This window comes from Streptomyces ambofaciens ATCC 23877 (assembly GCF_001267885.1).
GTDB classification, from domain to species: Bacteria; Actinomycetota; Actinomycetes; order Streptomycetales; family Streptomycetaceae; genus Streptomyces; species Streptomyces ambofaciens.
Genome location: NZ_CP012382.1, coordinates 8,162,845 through 8,180,353, shown reverse-complemented (window position 1 = coordinate 8,180,353; position 17,509 = coordinate 8,162,845). Strand labels below are relative to the sequence as shown.

The 17,509-nt window shown below is 74.9% G+C and carries 12 protein-coding genes; 2 read left to right on the top strand and 10 right to left on the bottom strand.

The window, feature by feature from the left end:
- Nucleotides 1-28: 28 nt before the first annotated feature.
- Together SAM23877_RS35520 and SAM23877_RS35515 are read left to right on the top strand one after the other, a co-directional pair.
- Nucleotides 29-3,022, top strand: a complete 2,994-nt coding sequence (locus SAM23877_RS35520) for an AfsR/SARP family transcriptional regulator (RefSeq protein ID WP_053125808.1) — start codon at nucleotides 29-31, stop codon at nucleotides 3,020-3,022.
- 114 nt (nucleotides 3,023-3,136) lie between these two features.
- Complete coding sequence (locus tag SAM23877_RS35515; protein ID WP_063480875.1) at nucleotides 3,137-3,841, top strand: gamma-glutamyl-gamma-aminobutyrate hydrolase family protein; 705 nt, start codon at nucleotides 3,137-3,139, stop codon at nucleotides 3,839-3,841.
- Between the two features lie 333 nt (nucleotides 3,842-4,174).
- Here the strand turns inward: SAM23877_RS35515 and SAM23877_RS35510 are convergent, their stop codons facing one another.
- From SAM23877_RS35510 to purB, 10 genes are all read right to left on the bottom strand, one after another.
- Nucleotides 4,175-5,689, bottom strand: a complete 1,515-nt coding sequence (locus tag SAM23877_RS35510) for an FAD-dependent monooxygenase (RefSeq protein WP_053125810.1) — start codon at nucleotides 5,687-5,689, stop codon at nucleotides 4,175-4,177.
- Between the two features lie 99 nt (nucleotides 5,690-5,788).
- Nucleotides 5,789-6,769: an alpha/beta fold hydrolase gene (locus SAM23877_RS35505; protein WP_053125812.1), complete on the bottom strand. Its 981-nt coding sequence runs from the start codon at nucleotides 6,767-6,769 to the stop codon at nucleotides 5,789-5,791.
- Between the two features lie 40 nt (nucleotides 6,770-6,809).
- On the bottom strand, nucleotides 6,810-7,646 hold the full coding sequence (locus SAM23877_RS35500; protein WP_053125814.1) for an NAD(P)H-binding protein: 837 nt from the start codon (nucleotides 7,644-7,646) through the stop codon (nucleotides 6,810-6,812).
- A 140-nt stretch (nucleotides 7,647-7,786) separates the two neighbouring features.
- Nucleotides 7,787-9,247, bottom strand: coding sequence for an FAD-dependent monooxygenase (locus tag SAM23877_RS35495; protein WP_053125816.1), 1,461 nt, complete (start codon nucleotides 9,245-9,247; stop codon nucleotides 7,787-7,789).
- Nucleotides 9,248-10,714: 1,467 nt separating this feature from the next.
- Complete coding sequence (locus SAM23877_RS35490; RefSeq protein ID WP_053125818.1) at nucleotides 10,715-12,223, bottom strand: MFS transporter; 1,509 nt, start codon at nucleotides 12,221-12,223, stop codon at nucleotides 10,715-10,717.
- 163 nt (nucleotides 12,224-12,386) lie between these two features.
- Entirely contained in the window at nucleotides 12,387-13,085 is a 699-nt protein-coding gene (locus tag SAM23877_RS35485; protein WP_053125820.1) for a hemerythrin domain-containing protein, read from the bottom strand.
- A gap of 171 nt (nucleotides 13,086-13,256) precedes the next feature.
- Entirely contained in the window at nucleotides 13,257-14,822 is a 1,566-nt protein-coding gene (locus tag SAM23877_RS35480) for an MDR family MFS transporter (RefSeq protein WP_053125822.1), read from the bottom strand.
- Between the two features lie 37 nt (nucleotides 14,823-14,859).
- The gene (locus SAM23877_RS35475) at nucleotides 14,860-15,621 is read right to left on the bottom strand and encodes a response regulator transcription factor (protein WP_107291830.1); all 762 of its coding nucleotides are present in this window, start codon (nucleotides 15,619-15,621) and stop codon (nucleotides 14,860-14,862) included.
- Nucleotides 15,622-15,787: 166 nt separating this feature from the next.
- Nucleotides 15,788-16,192: a GNAT family N-acetyltransferase gene (locus tag SAM23877_RS35470; protein WP_053125827.1), complete on the bottom strand. Its 405-nt coding sequence runs from the start codon at nucleotides 16,190-16,192 to the stop codon at nucleotides 15,788-15,790.
- Nucleotides 16,176-17,462: an adenylosuccinate lyase gene (gene purB / locus SAM23877_RS35465; protein WP_079029944.1), complete on the bottom strand. Its 1,287-nt coding sequence runs from the start codon at nucleotides 17,460-17,462 to the stop codon at nucleotides 16,176-16,178. Before purB ends, SAM23877_RS35470 begins: the two co-directional genes overlap by 17 nt.
- Nucleotides 17,463-17,509 lie beyond the last annotated feature (47 nt).

Genomic DNA, 17,509 nt, shown 5'->3' with positions numbered 1-17,509 from the left:
CCGGTTTCGGAAGGGGACTGCGGCAGTCATGACGGTGCGTTTTTCGATCCTGGGTCCGGTGGAGGTGTCGGTGGCGGGGCGGCCCCTGCCCGGGACGGCGCCCCGGCACCGGGGGGTGCTGGCCTATCTGCTGCTGAACGCCCGGACCGTGCTCGGCGCGGAGCAGATCATCGACGCGATGTGGGGGCCGGCGCCGCCGGACACGGCCCGGGCGCAGGTCCACGCGACCATCGCGGCGCTGCGCCGGGTGCTGCGCACCGCGGACGCGGCCCATCTGCTGGAGACCCGGCCGGCCGGATACGTGATCACGCCGCAGGCCGGGCAGCTGGACCTGGAGGACTTCACCGACCAGCTCCGCGAGGTGCGGGAGACCGACGACCCCGCACGGGCCGCGGCCCGGATCAGACGGGCGCTGTCGCTGTGGCGGGGGCGGCCGCTGGCGGACGTGAAGGCCGACTACGCCGACAGTGCCCGGGCCCGGCTGCAGGAGCGGCAGCTGACCGTCTACGAGCAGCTGGCGGAGCTGGAGCTGTCGCTGGGCCGGCACGAGGAGATCGTCGACGAGCTGGCCGCGCTGGTGGCCGCGCATCCGCTGCGGGAGCGGCTGGCGGGCCGGCTGATGCTGGCCCTGCACCGGGCGGACCGGCAGGCCGATGCCCTGGCCGTGGCCCGCGGGCTGCGCCGCACCCTCACCGAGCAGCAGGGCCTGGACCCCGGCCGGGCGTTCGTCGCGCTGGAGGCGGCCATCCTGCACGACGACCCGGCGCTGGCGCTGGCGACGGCGCCGACACTCCCACCGGCACCGGCACCGGCACCGGCGGCGGCAGCGGCGGCGGGGTCGGGGGTGGGGGCGGGGGTGCGGCCGGCGCCGGCCGGGCCCGCGCCGGACCGCGCCGCTCGTGCGCGGCGGGCGAACTTCCTGCCCTACGACGCGCCGGACTTCTCCGGGCGCACCGCCGAGCTGGCGCAGCTGCTGGACGAGCGGCCCGGTGCGGGCGGGCCGGTGACGGTGTCGTTGATCGACGGCATGGCGGGCATCGGCAAGACGGCCCTGGCCGTGCACGCCGGGCACCGGCTCGCCCAGCGGTATCCGGACGGACAGCTCTTCGTCGACCTGCAGGCGCACACGGCGCAGCGGGCGCCCCTGGACGCGGGCAGCGCGCTGGGAGTGCTGCTGCGTCAGCTCGGCGTTGCGCCCGAGCGGATCCCGCCCTCGGCGGCGGAGCGGGCCGGGCTGTGGCGGGCCGAGCTGGCCGACCGGCGGGTGCTGGTGATCCTGGACAACGCGGCCGGCACCGACCAGGTGCGGCCGTTCCTGCCGGGCACGACGCGCAGTCTGCTGCTGGTCACCAGCCGGCGGCGGCTGACGGGCCTGGACGGGGCGGCGTGCCTGTCGCTGGACCCGCTGCCGGCGGCGGACGCGATCGGGCTGTTCACCCGGATCGTGGGCAAGCGGGTGGACGAGGAGCCGCTGGCCGCGCTGGACATCCTGCACCTGTGCGGGTTCCTGCCGCTGGCGGTGCGGATCGCCGCCGCCCGGCTGCGTCACCGGCCCCGGTGGAGCGCGGCCCACCTGGCCGACCGGCTGCGCGACCAGCGCCGCCGCCTGGCCGAACTGTCCACCACCGAGCGGGGGGTGGCCGCCGCGTTCGCCATGTCGTACCAGCAGCTGGACGCCGAGCAGCGGCGGATGTTCAGGCTGCTGGGGCTGCACCCGGGGCCCGACGCCGACGGCCGGGCGGCGGCGGCACTGGCGGGGGTGGCGCCCGAGCGGGCCGAGCGCCTGCTGGAGGAGCTGCTGGACGCGCACATGGTGCGCCAGCACGAGGCCGGCCGCTACACCTTCCACGATTTACTGCGCCGGTACGCGCACACCCTGGCCGAGGACGAGGAGCCCCCCGCCGTGCGGCGGGCCGCGCTGGACCGGCTCTTCGACCACTTCGTCGCGGGCGCCTCGGCGGCCGCCGCGCTGCTGTTCCCCCACAGCCGCGGCGCCCGCCCCGCTCCCCCGGCCGGCGCCGCGCCCGGTACGGCGGTGGCGTGGCTGCGCGACGCGCAGCAGGCGCAGGCGTGGCTGGACGCCGAGCGGGCCGGACTGCTCGCGGCCGGCGCGTACATGGCCGCGCACGGGTGGCTGGCGCACACGGCCCGCCTGGCGTCCGCGCTGCACCGTTACCTGTACGACCGGGCGCTGCACGCCGACGCGCTCGCGCTGGGCGAGCAGGCGCTGCAGGCCAGCGCGCTCAGCGGGGACCGTACCGCCCAGGGCCGGTTCCTGACCGATCTGGCGTGGCTGTACTGGCGGCGGGGCTGTGACGCGCGGGCGGCCCGGCACGCCGCGCGGGCGGCCCGCCTGGCCCGGCAGGCGGGTGACCGCTCGGGTGAGGCGCGGGCGCGGGACTGCCTGGGCCACCTGTTCCTGCGCGGCCATGACCAGGAGCAGGCCCACCACTGCTTCCTGACGGCCCTGCGGCTCTCCCGCGCCGTCCAGGACCGGCACGGCGAGGCCCGCGGCCAGGTGGGCCTGGGGCTGGTGCACGAACGCCTGGGCCGCTACGAGGCCGCCCGGGGCCATCACCACCGGGCGCTCGAGCTGTACCGGGAGCTGGGCGATGCCGGCGGTGAGGCGGTGGCGCTGGTGGGTCTGGGGGCGGTGCACGGGCGGCAGGGGCGCTACGGGCAGGCGCACGGTCTGACGCTGCGTGCCCTGCGGGTGCAGCGTTCGCTGGGCAACCGGGGGCACGAGACGGAGGCGCTGAACGCGCTGGGCGAGGCGGCGCTGGCGCTGGGCGCGCCCCGGCAGGCGGCGGAGCGGCACGAGGCGGCGCTCGCGCTCGCCCGCGAGGTGGGGTTCCGTCCCGAGCAGGCGCGGGCCTTCCAGGGGCTGGCGCGCGCCCATGACGCGCTGGGCCGCCCCGATCTCGCGCGGGGCTACGCCCGCCGCGCGCTGTCGCTGTCGGCGGCGGGCAGGGCGGCGGGGGCCGTGCGGGTGGGGGCGGCGGCGGTCCGCGGAGCGGGGTGAGGCGGCGTGCGCGGTGGCCCCCGCCCGGGCTCGACCCCTGGTCCAGTGCGCTGCGATGCACTGTGTGCCCGGCCTGAACGGGCCGGGCTTTTCGAGGGAGAGGGACGGCGCACGATGACGCGACCCGTGGTGGCGGTGACCGCCGACGCGACGACAGTGAACTGGAACATCTGGGGCGACGTGGCGGTCTCGTTGCTGCCGCAGCCGTATCTGGACAAGGTGGTGCAGGCGGGTGGCGCGCCGGTGCTGCTGCCGCCGCTCGTGGAGGGGGTGGAGGCGGTGATGGAGCGGGCGGACGCCCTGCTGATGAGCGGCGGCGCGGACATCGACCCGGCGCTGTACGGGGCCGAGCGGGGGAAGTTCACCTTCCCGCCGCACCAGGCGCGTGACGCGGCGGAGCTGGCCGCGCTGGCCGTGGCGGAGCGGCGGGGCATTCCCGTCCTGGCGGTGTGCCGGGGGCTGCAGCTGATCTCCGTCTCCCGTGGCGGCACGCTCGACCAGCACCTGCCCGAGCACTCCCCCGCCGTGCCCGGCCGCTACGAGCCGCGCACCATCCGGGTGAAGCCGGACTCCGTGCTGGGCGGTGCGCTGGGGACCTCGCCGACCGTGTACTGCCATCACCACCAGGGCATCGACCGGCTGGGGGCCGGGCTGGTGGCCACCGCCTGGTCGGACGACGGTGTCATCGAGGGGGCGGAGGCCGAGGACCCCTCGGCGCCGTTCCTGGCGGGGCTGCAGGCGCACGGCGAACTGGGCGCGGACACCGTGCCGTTGTTCGAGGCGTTCGTCGAGGCGGCGAAGGCCCCGGCGCGCCGCTGACCGGCCTGCCGCAGGACGCCCGGCCCGGGCGGAACGGGCCGGGACAGGTGACGGCCGCCGCCCGCGGCCCCGCTCGATGGGGGGCCGCGGGCGGCGGCCGTTTGCTGCCTGTCCGTGCCTGTCCGTGGCCGGCCGTGCGGACCGTGCACGGGCCGGCGGTGAAGGCCGGTCCCCAGTGAGCCACCGCACCGCACCGACGATGCGGGGGAATTGACCGTCGGACGGTGCGGTGGCGGCACCGGATGGGACCCGACCCTCATCTGTCTGACGATGCGCGGCCCGCGGGTGTGACAGGGTCGGGGAAGAATTCCGGTGGGAAGGGACCCTCGCGGGTCAGCGGCTCGCCGCGCCCACGGCCTGCGGCCGGCCGGCCGCGCCGGTGCCGGTGCCGAACCAGCGCTCCAGCGCCTGCCGCAGCAGGTCCGCGCCGTCCGGATCGGCCCAGGCGACATGCCCGTCGGGGCGCAGCAGTACCGCGGCCGGACGGTCCTGGGTGACGGGGTCGGCCCACTCCGCCACGACCGTGCGGACCCGCTCCCTCAGGCCGTCGGCGGCCCCGAGCAGCGTCGCGGTGTCCTGCGCCGCGCCGGTGACCAGCAGGACGCCGCGGGCCGGGTGGAGCAGTTCGGCCACCCGGGTGCGGGTGCCGTCCGCGAGCAGCAGCTCGTGGCCGGGGGCCAGGCGCAGGCCCAGCAGCGGGTGGGTGCCGGGGCCCATGTCGTAGCGGATGTCGATGCCGCTGACGATGCCGGCCAGGTGCCGGGCCGCCTCGGGCAGGGCCACCAGTTCGCGCATGACGGCGCGCAGCGGCTCCATCTCGTCGCCGGTGAGGTAGAGGCGGGTCTGGGCGCGGGTGTTGCGCATCAGCTTCTCGCCGACCGGGTGCCGTTCGCTCTCGAAGGTGTCCAGGAGGCCTTCGGGGGCCCAGCCGTTGACGGCCGCGGCCAGTTTCCAGCCGAGGTTGGCGGCGTCCTGGACGCCGACGCTCATGCCCTGCGCGCCGGCCGGCATGTGGATGTGGGTTGCGTCGCCGGCGAGGAAGACGCGGCCGCTGCGGTAGTGCTCGGCCTGGCGGGTGGTGTCGGTGAAGGAGCTGATCCAGCGGACCTCCGCGTGGTGCAGCGACTCGCCGGTCATGCGCTGCCAGGCGTCGGCGATGTCGCCGAACCTCAGGGCGCTCTTGTCCTCCGGCGGGCGCAGGTTCTCGTCGTGGATGACGATCCGGTCCACGCCGTTCTCCAGGTTGAACGCCATCACCATGCCGCCCGGGACCTTCTCGCCGATGGGCCGCTGGCGCACCCCGGCACCGACCAGGTCGGCCATGTACATGCCGCGGGTGGCGCCCCAGCCGGGGAAGTCGATGCCCGCCAGGGTCCGCACGAGGCTGCGTGCCCCGTCGCAGCCCACGAGGTACTGGGCGCTGTCCTCCCCGTGGCCGTCGGGGCCCTCGTACTCGACGACGACGCCGTCGGGTGTCTCGCGGTAGCCGGTCACCTCGTGGCGGCGCCGTACGGGTACGCCCAGTTCCCCCAGCCAGTCCTCGAGGATCTCCTCGGTGCGGAACTGGGGGACGCCGCGGACGCTGAAGTGGTTGTCGTCCAGCTTGCCGAAGTCGATGCGTACGCCGCCGAAGTGGCCCTGGGCCCATTCGACGTCGCCGAAGCGTTCGAGCAGGCCGCGCTGCTCGAACACCTCGGCCGCCCGCCGGGTGAAGCCGACACCGCGCGACTCCCCGCTGGGGCCGGGCAGTTTGTCGTAGACGACGACGTCCACACCGCCGAGCCGCAGTTCACCGGCGAGCATGAGCCCGACCGGGCCGGCGCCGACGACTATCGCGCCCTTTGCCATTTCGTACTCCTCATGCAGATGGATGGCGTGAGCTCCGCACCGGGGTGCGGGCGGGACCGTGCCGCGCGCGGGGGCGGGCCCGTGTCCGTGGAGGTGGCGTCAGCCGAAGAAGTCGAGCAGGGCCCCGGCGACGACGTCGGGTTCCTCCTCGGGCAGGTAGTGCACCGACTTCGACGCCCGCACCATGTGCACGTCGGTGGCCTGCGCGGTCAGCTTGTTCCGCAGGTCCTCGAAGGTGAAGTTGCCGCCGATGCCGAGCACGGGCATGGTCAGCTTGCCGTAGCCGGCCTGGTCGGTGATGTCCTGGTGGCAGGCCTGGTACCAGCGGGTGCCGGCCCGCACGGCCTGCGGGCTGTTGTAGGCGTTGGCGTAGATGTCGCGGTCGAGGTCGCCGACCAGGCTCTGGTCGGCCAGGGAGTTGGCGTACAGCCAGTCGATGACGTGCCGCATGCGGCCGTGCATCAGCTGTTCCGGCAGCGCCTGGAGCTGGTTGAACGCCCACCACCACAGGGTCGTCCCGGTCCCCGGCCGGCACAGGATCCGCATCTCGTACTCGCTCTGGTCGGGGTGCGGGGTGTCCAGCAGCGCGACCTTGCGGGTGGCCTCGGGGTGGTTGGCGGCGAAGGCGAACGCCACCATGGACCCGATGTCGTGTCCGGCGACGTTCACCTGCCGGTGGCCCAGCCCGCGCACCAGGGCGTGCAGGTCGGCCGCCATGGTCTTCTTGTCGTAGCCGCCGGCGGGCTTGTCCGAGCCGCCCATGCCGCGCAGGTCGACGGCGATGACGTGGTAGCGGCGGGCGAGCTGGGGCATGACCTTGCGGTAGGCCCACCAGGTCTGCGGCCAGCCGGGCACGAGCAGCAGGGGCTCGCCGTGGCCGCCGCTGACGTAGTGCAGGCGCACGCCGCCCACCCTCGCGTGGCGGCTGCGGAAGCCGCCGGGCAGCGAGCGGGCCAGTTCCCGGTCCGAGGGCACGGGGCCGGGGTGCGGGCCGGGGTGGGCCGCGGCCGGGGAGCCGGTGACGGCCAGGGCCGTCGCGCCCGTGCCCAGGGCGAGCATCTTTCGTCTGTTCAGCGTCATCTACCCATGTCCTCGTGGCGGTTGGCCGGTGCTGCCCGTTTCAGGAGCGGAAGGCGTGGGCGTGCTGGGCCGCCCACTCGGTGAAGGGGCGGGCCGGGTGGCCGGTGAGCCGCTCGACGTGGTCGGTCAGCGGCACCGGCTCGGTGCTGGCCGCCCACAGCTCCAGCAGGGCGTCGGCGATGTCGTCCGGCATGAAGCCGGGCTTGTTCGCCCGCCACACCTGCGGCGGGATCCGCTCGACGGGGATGTCCCGGCCCGCGGCGGCGGCGATGACGGCGACGTGCTCGGCGAAGGTGAGGGACTGGGGGCCGGTGAGGTGGTAGGAGCGGCCGCGCAGCGCGGGGTCGGTGAGGACCGCGCAGGCCGCCTCCGCGATGTCGCGCTCGTTGACCGGGTCGGCGTGGCTGTCGGGGTAGGGCAGGCCCACCGCGCCGCGCGCCTTGAGCGACCACGCCCACGGCAGCGCGTTGGAGGCCAGTGCGCCGCAGTTCAGGGGGGTGGAGGTGAGGGGGGAGGCGGCCAGGGCCTGTTCGACGGCGAGGTGGGGGGCGGCGATGGGGTCGTCGGCGGCGCCGGGGCGCAGCACCGCGTCCGCGGACATGATCACCACGTGTTCCACGCCGGCCGTGCGGGCCTGCTCGACGAAGGCGTCGACCGCCGCGGGCTCGCAGTACAGGAAGACGGAGTCGACTCCGTCCAGGGCGGGCGCGAAGTCGGCCGGGGTGTCCAGCGCGAGGCGTACGGTCTCGGTGCCCGCGGGCGGCGAGAGCTTCTCGGGGCTGGAGGAGGCGGCGCGGACGGCGACGCCCCGCTCGTGCAGGATCTGCACGAGCAGGGAGCCGACCTTGCCTCGGCTGCCGGTGACGAGGACGGTCATGACAGGGCCTTTCCGGGGTCGGGGGGTGCGGGGCGCGGTCCGGCGGTGCGGCACCCGGCCGCGGCGGCCCCGCGGCGGCCGGCCGGGGGGCCGGCGGGGCCGCCGCGGTGCTGCGGGCGGGGCTGCGGGCGGGGGCCGGCTCAGGTGGTGGCGGTGCCGAACCAGCGGGTGAGGGCGTCGTGCGGTTCGCCGCCGTCGGGGGCGGTCCACACGACGTGGCCGTCGGGGCGCAGCAGCACCGCCTCGGGTCCGCCGTCCTCGCTCCAGGTGCCGGTGACGACGTCGACGCGGTCGGACCAGCCGGCGGCGGTCTTCTCGGCGGTGGCCGGGTCGCCGGTGCTGATGAGCACGCCGCGTGCGCCGTGCAGCAGGTCGGCGACGCGGACGGCGGTGCCGCCGGCGCGGACCAGTTCGCGCTGCGGCGGCAGGCGCAGGCCCAGCAGCGGGTGCTCGCCGGCTCCGACGTCGTAGCGGATGTGCAGGCCGCTGACCTGGCCGGCCAGGTAGCGGGCGGCGTCGGGGATCTGCACGAGTTCGCGCATGACGGCGCGCAGCGGTTCCATCTCCTGGCCGCTGAGGTAGAGCAGCGACTGGGCGTGGACGTTGCGCAGCAACTGCTCGCCCAGCGGGTGCCGTTCGGCGTGGTAGGTGTCCAGGAGGCCTTCGGGGGCCCAGCCGTTGATCGTCGCGGCCAGCTTCCAGCCGAGGTTCACGGCGTCCTGGAGGCCCACGCTCACGCCCTGCGCGCCCAGCGGGGCGTGGTCGTGGGCGGCGTCACCGGCCAGCAGGACGCGGCCGCTGCGGTAGCGCTCGGCGAGTCCGGTGGCGTTGGTGAGGGCGGTCATCCAGCGGGTCTGGCCGTGGTGGATGGACTCGCCGGTCAGGCGCTGCCAGGCGTCGGCGACCTCGGTGAAGGTCAGCGTGCCCTCGCCGTGGTGGGGGCGGATGCCGGGCTCGTGGATGACGATCCGGTCGTAGCCGTCGCCCAGGCCGACCGACAGGACCATGCCGCCGCCCTCGACGCGTTCACCGATGGGCCGCGGGCGGATGCCGGCGCCGGTGACGTCCGCGAGGTACATGCCGCGGGTCGCCGCGTCGCCCGTGAAGGCGATGCCGGCCAGGCGGCGTACGGTGCTGCGGCCGCCGTCGCAGCCGATCAGGTACTGGGCGCTGTCCTCGCCGGGGCCCTCGGGGCCGTCGTAGCGCACGAGGACGCCGTCGTCGGTCTCCTCGAAGCCGGTGACCTCGCAGCCGCGGTGCACGGGCACGCCCAGGCGGGCCACCCAGTCGCCGAGCAGCTGCTCGGTGCGGGACTGGGGCAGGCCCATCACGCCGAAGTGGCTCTCCTCCAGCAGCGTGAAGTCGATGCGTACGCCGCCGAAGTGGCCGTGCTGGCCCCAGCGGAAGTCGCCCAGTTCGGTGAGCAGCCCGCGCTGGTCGAGGACCTCGGCGGTGCGGCTGGTGAAGCCCAGGCCACGCGATTCCCCGCTGGGGGCGGGCAGTTTGTCGTAGACCACCACGTCCACGCCGCCGAGCCGCAGCTCGCCGGCGAGCATCAGTCCGACCGGCCCGGCGCCGACGACTATCGCGCCCTTTGCCATGACGTACTCCTCACGCAGATCGTTTGGGGACCGCTCCCGTGTGCGCGGCGGCAGCCAGGGACCAGGAAAGACCTCGTCGATCGAGCGGCGCTGCAGGCGGAGTGCAGGGCGTCTCAAAGGCGGCCTGCCGCACCGCGGGGCGCGCCGCGGGCGGGGCGGGGGCGGGGCGGGGGCGGAGCCCTGCGGGACGGCTCCGCCGGGGGTGCGGGACGGCTCCGCCGGGGGTGTGACGGGGCTCTGCGCGGGGGCGGGAGGGCTCTGCGCGGGGGCGGGCGCGTGCGGCGGACCTGGGGCGGGAGGGGGCCGCCGTGGGTGTGGGCGTGCGGCGGCCGGGAGGTGCGGGACGGCTCGGCCTGGGTGTGGGCGTGCGGGAGGGCATCGTCCGGGGGCGGGCGTGTGGTGTCTCGCCGGTTCCGGCGGGTGCGGGGCCGCAACGGCAGCAGGCGGACGGAAAGGGGGTCAGGCGTGACGGCTGTGGGCGGGCCGTCTTCGGAGGCCTGTGGGCGGCGAAGGGGCCGGGGGTGACGGCTCCGCCGTGAGCACGGAGGGCACCGCCGGGGTACGGGTCCGCGGTGGTCTCGCCGGTCCGGCAGGGCGGGCCAGAGGCTGCGGGCAGGTGTGCGGCCGGGGCGCTCCGCGAGGCGGGCGGGTCCGCTCCGGGCGCCGGCGGGCTGAGGCCGGGCGGCGGCCGGCGCGGGCTCCGGGAGCGGGGCTGTGCGGGTGGGCGCCGGGGCGGTGCGAGGCGGTGCCGGGGCACCCGAGGTGCGAGGCGGTGCCGAGGCACTCGAGGTGCGAGGCGGTGCCCGGAGCGCGGACCGGTGCCGGTGCGCGGCGGCGCTGAGATGCGGGGCGGCGCTGGGGTGCCCGTGTAGCAGGACGGCGCCGGGACGGCGCTGGGGTGCCCGGGTGCGCGGAACGGCGCCGGGGTGCGCGGCGGCGCTGGATGCGGGGCGGTGCTGGGGTGCGCGGCGGCGCTGGGATGGGGGCGGTGATGAGGTGCCCCGAGCGCGGGACGGTACCCGGATACGGGACGGCGCCGGGGCGCTCGCGGCGCCCGGCTGCGGAACGGTGCCAGAGTGCCCGGCAGCGCCCGGGTGCGGGGCGGCGCTGGGGTGCCCGCGGCGCGGGACGGTGCGGGGCGGTGCCGGGGCGATCGGGCTGCGCGGCGGTGCCCGGGGGTGGGACGGCACCGGGGTGCCCGCGGCGCGCTGCGGTGCCCGGGCGCGGGGCGGTGATGAGGTACCCCAAGCGCGGGACGGTGCGGGGCGGCGCCGGGGCGCGGGGCGGCGCCCGGGGGCGGTGCCGGGGCGCTCGCGGCGCGCTGCGGTGCTCGCGTGCGGGGCGGTGCCGGGGTGCGGGGCGGTGCCCGGGTGTGGGGCGGTACCGGGGCGTGGGACGGCCCCGCCGGTTCGGGGGATGGCCGGCGGGGCCGTGTCTGGGGGCCTTGGTGCGGCCCGGTGGGTGGGGTTACTTCTCCGCGTCGGCCTTCACCAGGGCGGGGCCCTCGCCGGCCTCGGCCGGGCCCGAGCTCATGGACTGCTTGCCGCGGGGCATCATGAAGGTCACCACCAGCAGCGCGACCGTGCCGAGCAGGGCGCCGGAGAGGAACGCGTCGTGGTTGGCGGCCTCGTGGACCTCGGTGATCAGGTCGGGGTTGCCGCCGGTCGCGGCCATCTCGGAGCTCATGCCGCTGTAGGCGATGGTCGCCACGACGGCCAGGCCGAGCGCGCCGCCGGCTTCCTGGCTGGTGTTGATCAGGCCGGCGCCGACGCCCGCGTCCTCGTCGGTGACGCCGACGAACGCGGCGATCTGCAGGGTTACGAAGACCATGCCGCAGCCGAGGCCGAGCAGGATGAAGGGGGCGAGCAGGTCGACGGCGTAGCTGCCGTCGGCGGGGGCCCGCCACATCAGCAGCAGACCGGCGACGGTGAGCGTGAGGCCCATCATCACGACCGGGCGGGCCGCCATCTTGGTGACCATGGCCGAGGCGATGCCCGCGCCGGCCGCGACGGAGAAGGCGAGCGGGACGTAGGCGAAGCCCGCCTTGAGGGGCGAGTAGCCGAACGCCTGCTGCATGAAGAGGCTGGCGAAGAAGAACAGCGAGCCGAAGGTGCCGAAGACCAGCACGGCGGAGATGTTGGCGACCCGCATGGTCTTCAGCCGGAAGATGCGCAGCGGCATCATCGGCGAGGCGACCTTGGCCTCGATGACGACGAAGGCCGTCAGCAGGGCGACGACGCCGACCAGCGAGCCGATGGTGCGGAAGGTGTCCCAGCCGACGGTGGTGGCCTCACCGAGGGTGAAGATCAGCAGCAGCAGGCCGGCGGTGAGGGTGACCGCTCCGACGGTGTCGAACTTGCCGCGGTCCTCGGCCTTGCTCTCGGGCAGGATGCGCGGCGCCAGGACGGCGGCGGTCAGGCCGATCGGCACGTTGATCCAGAAGATCCACTCCCAGCCCCAGGTGTCGGCGAGGACGCCGCCGAGGATCACGCCGACGATGGAGGCGATACCGGACAGCGAGCCCCACACGCCCAGCGCCTTGTTGCGCTCGGGGCCCTCGGCGAAGGTGTTGGTCAGGATCGCCAGGGCGGCGGGGGTGATCAGTGCCGCGCCGAAGCCCTGGACGGCGCGGGAGGCGATGAGCATCGTGCCGCTGTCGGCGAGGCCGGAGGTCAGCGACGCCAGGGCGAAGATGACGAAGCCGACCTGGATGAGCCGGCGGCGGCCGAAGGTGTCCGCCAGGCGCCCGCCCAGCAGCAGGAAGCCGCCCAGGACGGTCGCGTAGGCCGTGACGATGTAGTTCAGGCTGACCTCGGACATGCCGAGGCCCTCCTGGATGGACGGCAGGGCGAGGTTCACGATCGACACATCGGTGAAGACCATGAACTGGCCCATGCAGACGAATGCCAGGATCAGCCCGGGGCTGAGGCCCGCCCCTGGTGCTGACCGGGCCGTGGTGGCGTCGGAGGCAGCCATCGATTACTCCTCAAAAAGGTGCAGGATCGGGTCATCGAACGCGGTTCCACCCGCCAGAGCGGTGCTGGTGGGAGCCGCTGGGACAGCCGCCGGGGATGGTCCCGGCGGCCGGAGTGGGCGTCCGTCGGTGCTTTGACGAACGGGGACCGGTGGATGTGACCGGTCAGCTGGAAATTCCTGCGGGCCCACCCCGCAGTCCCTGCTTGCTGTCCTCGTAGCGGCCGGTCATCTGGGGTGCGGCGGCACGCAGCTGCGGCGGGAAGTTCTCGATCAGCAGGTCCCGGCCGCGGGCCGGTTCGGGGTCGTCGAGCAGCCCGAACAGGAAGTGCACACCGAAGCGGGGGGAGCCCTGGATGAACGCCTCGCGCAGCCGGTCGATGTCGTCGGCGGGAACCTGCGGGAACAGGTCCTCCACCACGGCCTCCTCGGCCCTCAGGTGCGCGTCGAGCACCTGGTGGACCTGCCGGGCGGCCTCGGCGCCCTCGTGGGCGCCGTCCGTCCCGGCGGTGGCCCGCCCTGCCGTCGTGGCCGTCGCGAGGTCCTCGACGGCCCTTTCCAGGGCGTTCAGCCTTCCGTCGAGGACCGCGTGGTCCTCGGACAGCTCCTTGAGCTGTGCGTGCGCGTCGGGATACAGCCCCTGGAGCACGGGCCAGAACAGGTCGTCCTCCGCCTTGTGGTGGGCGTGGGTGAAGGCGAGCAGCCACCTGCCGGCCTCGGCCAGCGTCGCGGTGTCGACGGCGTGGCCGTCGGCGAGGCGTTCGTAGGCGTCCACCACCAGGCGCGTGCCGCGCCGCAGCACCGCGTGGATGGCGACGAACTCCTCGTACATGCGGGCGCCCGGGCTCTGCGCCGGATCGCTCATGGAAACTCCCGTTTCGCAGGGGCAGGCCATGGCCGGACACGGATTCCGGTGGGGGGTCCCGTGGGCCGCGGCCAGTACACAGGAGCGCGGACGAAGGGGCCTTGAGGAATGCTGGAGGCTCTTCCCGCCAGGGCGGTGGGGCTCGAGGACCGCTTGAGGGGCCGGTCCCGCTCAGCGGCTCCCGTCGGGTTGCGGGCGGGCGGGCCGGCCGGTGGGCTGTGCGGTCCTGCGCAGGGCGACCTCCCGTACGAGCAGCGCGGCGGCGCACACGGCCATCCCGGCGAGGGCGCTGAGCACGAACGCGGCGTGGGTGCCGGCGGCGGTCGCGTGGCGGTAGGCCTCGTGGAGGGCGGGTTCCAGGCGGGCCAGGCCGGCCGCGTCCAGCTGGGCGTTGTCCAGGGCGGGGCGGCCGGGGGCGCGTTCGGCCATCACCCGCTGCACCTCGCGGTTGAACAGGGTGCCCATGACCGCGACGCCCAGGCAGCTGCCCAGGGTGCGGAAGAGGGTGATGGCCGCGGACGCGGCGCCCAGGTCGTGTGCCTCGACGCTGTTCTGCGCGACGACGGTGACGATCTGGGTGAGGAAGCCCAGTCCCGCGCCGAGCACCGCCATGTACAGGGCGGCGGTGGGCCGGGAGGTGGTGGTGTCCATCCGTGACAGCAGCCAGGTGCCGGCGGTGAGCAGGGCGCCGCCGGCCACCGGGAACATCTTGTAGCGGCCGCTGACCGTGGCGGTGCGGCCCGCCGCCAGCGAGGTGGCGATCATCGCGGCCAGCATCGGCAGGAGCAGCAGTCCGGAGTTGGTCGCCGAGGCGCCCTGGACGGCCTGCTGGTACAGCGGCAGGAACAGCAGGGCGCCGAAGAGCACGAAGCCGGTCAGGAAGCCGATCACGGACATCAGGGTGAAGTTGCGGACGCGGAACATGTGCGGGGGCATGATCGGGTGGGCGGTGCGGTGCTGGCGGCGGATGAAGGCCCACAGGGCGGCGCCGGCCGTCGCGCCGAGGGCGAGGGTGGGGGCCGAGTCCCAGGCGTAGCGGGTGCCGCCCCAGGTGGTGAGGAGGACGGCCGCGGTGATGCCGGTCATCAGCAGGGCGGCGCCCAGGTGGTCCAGGCGGGCGGTGGAGCGGCGTTCGGGCAGCCGCAGCAGCAGCCAGATCATCGTCAGGGCGAGCAGGCCCAGGGGCAGGTTGAGGTAGAACGCCCAGCGCCAGCCGAGGTGGTCGGTGACCGCGCCGCCGGCCAGTGGGCCGCCGATCATCGCGATCGCCATCGCCGCGGAGATCATGCCCTGGTAGCGGCCGCGTTCGCGGGGCGGGACCAGTTCCGCCACGGTCGCCATGACGCCGGCCATCAGGCCGCCGGCGCCCAGTCCCTGCAGGGCGCGGAAGCCGATCAGCTGGCCCATGCTCTGGGCGGCTCCGCTGAGTGCGGAGCCGATGAGGAAGACGGTGATCGCGGCGAGCAGGACGCCCTTGCGGCCCCGGGTGTCGCCCAGGCGGCCCCACAGGGGGGTGGAGGCGGCGGTGGCCAGGGTGTAGGCGGTGACCACCCAGGAGACGTGTTCCAGGCCGCCGAGTTCGGCGGTGACGGTGGGCAGGGCGGTGGCGACGATCATGTTGTCGAGCTGGGAGAGCATTATCGCGAGGATCAGCGGGACGAGCAGTACGCGTACGGAGGAGCGGCGGGCCGCCGGTCCGTGGGCGGCTACGGCGGAGGTGTCGTCGAAGGTGGTCACCGTGTCCCCCGGCCGGTGGGCCCCAGGGCGGCGGTGGTTATCCGGCGCCCAGTTTGAAGCCGACGCCGCGGACGGTGACGATCCATCCGCTGCCGCCGAGTTTGCCGCGCAGGCTGCTGACGTGGGTGTCGACGGTGCGCTGGGACCAGGAGTCGCCCCAGACCTGCTTGAGGAGCTGTTTGCGCGGGATGACGGTGTCGGGGTGCGAGGCGAGCAGACACAGCAGATCGAACTCCTTGCGGGTCAGCGGTATCCCGCTGCCGTCCACGGTGACCTCGCGGGAGTTGACGTCGATGTGCAGGCGCCCGCGGCGGATGTACCTGCGGGCGGCCGGCTGCCAGTGGGCGCGGCGCATGACGGCTTCGATGCGGGCCATCAGTTCGCGCAGCCCGTAGGGCTTGGTCACGTAGTCGTCGGCGCCGGCCTGCAGACCCAGGACGCAGTCCAGTTCGGACTGGCGGGCGGTGACGATGACGACGGGGACCCGGCTGACGGCGCGGATGGCGCGGCACACCTCCAGCCCGTCCAGGTCGGGCAGCTCCAGGGCGAGCAGCACCAGGTCGGCGTCGGCGTGGGCCTGCAGGGCCTGGCTGCCGCACTGCACGGCGAGGGGCTCGTGGCCGTAGCGGCGCAGCTGGGTCACCAGGGAGTCGGCGGGGTCGACGTCGGCGTCCACGACGAGGATGCGGCGGCCGCCGGGGGCCGGGGCGGCGGGCGCCGCGCCGTCCTGGACCAGCCGGATCAGCTGCGCCGCGGGTGTCCGCAGGTCCGGCAGCGTCGGTAGCGACATCTGGCTCATGCCTCCCCCAAAGGTCATGCACGTCCGTGGGCGGGGCGCGAGGGACCGGACCCGGGGGTCCGGTCCCTGTCGTACACCCCACCTGGACGCTACAAACCGGTGGTCGAGCCCCGGTACAGCCCCGGCCCGGAGCGCGTCGAGGGGCGGCCGGGGTGCCGGGCGGGGGTCACGGGTTGAGGACCCAGGCGGAGTTGTGGCGGGTGAAGCCGATGTGGGGGTAGTAGTCGGTGGCCGCGGGCGCCGACAGCAGCACGATCTTCGCGGTGGGGGCTTCCTTGCGGGTGGCGTCGATCAGGGCGCGGCCGATGCCGGAGCGCTGGAGGCGGCCGGTGACGGCGATGTCGGACAGGTAGGTGACGTAGGAGAAGTCGGAGATGCTGCGGGCGATGCCGAGCAGGGTGCCGTCGGTGTCGCGGGCGACCAGGACGAGGTTGGCGCCGGCGAGCATCGCGGCCATGCGGTCGCGGTCCTCCACGGGCCGCCGCTGGCCCAGTCCGGACGAGCGGTAGACGGCGAGCACCTCGTCCAGGTCCAGGTCCTTGCCTTCGGTCCGCTCAGTCGTCCAGTTCACGGAGGGTCTCCAATCGGGTGCGGATCACGTCGTGTCGGGTGAGGAAGCGTTCGGCCTCGAGGCTTCCGGGGTCGATGCCCTGGCGGGCCAGGCCGGTGGCGAAGTGCTCGCCGGTGGTGAGGGTGTGGGTGGCGGCGGCCTGCACCGAACGGTAGGCGTGCTCGCGTTCCACCCCGCGGGTGAGGAGGTCGGCCAGGACCCGGGAGCTGTGGACGAGGCCGTCGGTGGTGTCGATGTGGGCGCGCATCCGGTCGGGGTGCACGGTGAGGGTGTCGATCAGGTCGGTGGCCGCGACCGTCTGGAAGTGTCCCACGGACAGGCTGTCGGGCAGGATGACGCGTTCCACGGACTGGTGGGCGAGGTCGCGTTCGTGCCACAGGGCGACGTTCTCCAGGGCGGTGTCGGCGTAGCCGCGCAGCAGCCGGGCCAGTCCGCACAGCCGCTCGCTGGTGGTGGGGTTGCGTTTGTGGGGCATGGCGCTGGAGCCCTGGTAGGCGCCGGTGCGGTGTTCTTCGACCTCGCGGACCTCGGTGCGCTGCAGCAGCCGCAGTTCGAGGGCGATCTGTTCGATGCAGGCGCCCAGCGCGGCGACGGCCTGCATCAGCTGGGCGTGCCGGTCGCGGGCGACGACCTGGCTGGGCACCGGTTCGATGCCCAGGCCCAGGGCGTCGCAGACGTGGCGTTCGACGGCGGGGTCGATGAGGGCGTAGGTGCCCACGGAGCCGGAGACGGTGCCCACGGCGACGGCTTCGCGGGCGGCGGTGAGCCGGGCCAGGGAGCGGTGGACGGCGAAGGCGTGGACGCCGAGTTTGTGGCCGAAGGTGGTGGGTTCGGCGTGGACGCCGTGGGTGCGGCCCACCATGGCGGTGTCCCAGTGCTCCAGGGCGCGGGTGACCAGGGTGGTGCGCAGGCGGCGGGCGGCGGCCAGGAGCAGGTCGGTGGCGCGGGCCAGGGTGTGGCCCAGGGCGGTGTCGACGAGGTCGTAGCTGGTCATGCCGTGGTGGACCCAGCGGGCGGAGTCCTCGGGGATGTCCTCGCAGTAGGCGGCGAGGAAGGACAGGACCTCGTGGTCGCGTTCCTTCTCGATCTCGGCGACGCGTGCGGCCAGCGGCACCCGGGCGCGGCGCATGTCCTGCACGGCCCGCTCGGGGACCAGGCCCAGGCGGGCCTGTGCCTCGGAGGCGAGGATCTCGACCTTGACCCAGGTCGCGTAGCGGGACTGGTCCGCGAACAGGTCCGCCATCTCGGGCAGCGTGTAGCGAGGAATCATCGGTGGGCCTTCGTCGAGGGAGGAGGGGTGGACGGGAGCGGGCCGGG

Excerpts from the sequence above, each read along its gene's own strand:
- SAM23877_RS35475 (WP_107291830.1), bottom strand. The coding sequence starts at position 15,621 with ATGAGCCAGATGTCGCTACCGACGCTGCCGGACCTGCGGACACCCGCG.
- SAM23877_RS35515 (WP_063480875.1), top strand. The coding sequence starts at position 3,137 with ATGACGCGACCCGTGGTGGCGGTGACCGCCGACGCGACGACAGTGAAC.
- SAM23877_RS35495 (WP_053125816.1), bottom strand. The coding sequence starts at position 9,247 with ATGGCAAAGGGCGCGATAGTCGTCGGCGCCGGGCCGGTCGGACTGATG.
- SAM23877_RS35500 (WP_053125814.1), bottom strand. The coding sequence starts at position 7,646 with ATGACCGTCCTCGTCACCGGCAGCCGAGGCAAGGTCGGCTCCCTGCTC.
- SAM23877_RS35520 (WP_053125808.1), top strand. The coding sequence starts at position 29 with ATGACGGTGCGTTTTTCGATCCTGGGTCCGGTGGAGGTGTCGGTGGCG.
- purB (WP_079029944.1), bottom strand. The coding sequence starts at position 17,462 with ATGATTCCTCGCTACACGCTGCCCGAGATGGCGGACCTGTTCGCGGAC.
- SAM23877_RS35505 (WP_053125812.1), bottom strand. The coding sequence starts at position 6,769 with ATGACGCTGAACAGACGAAAGATGCTCGCCCTGGGCACGGGCGCGACG.
- SAM23877_RS35485 (WP_053125820.1), bottom strand. The coding sequence starts at position 13,085 with ATGAGCGATCCGGCGCAGAGCCCGGGCGCCCGCATGTACGAGGAGTTC.
- SAM23877_RS35510 (WP_053125810.1), bottom strand. The coding sequence starts at position 5,689 with ATGGCAAAGGGCGCGATAGTCGTCGGCGCCGGCCCGGTCGGGCTCATG.
- SAM23877_RS35490 (WP_053125818.1), bottom strand. The coding sequence starts at position 12,223 with ATGGCTGCCTCCGACGCCACCACGGCCCGGTCAGCACCAGGGGCGGGC.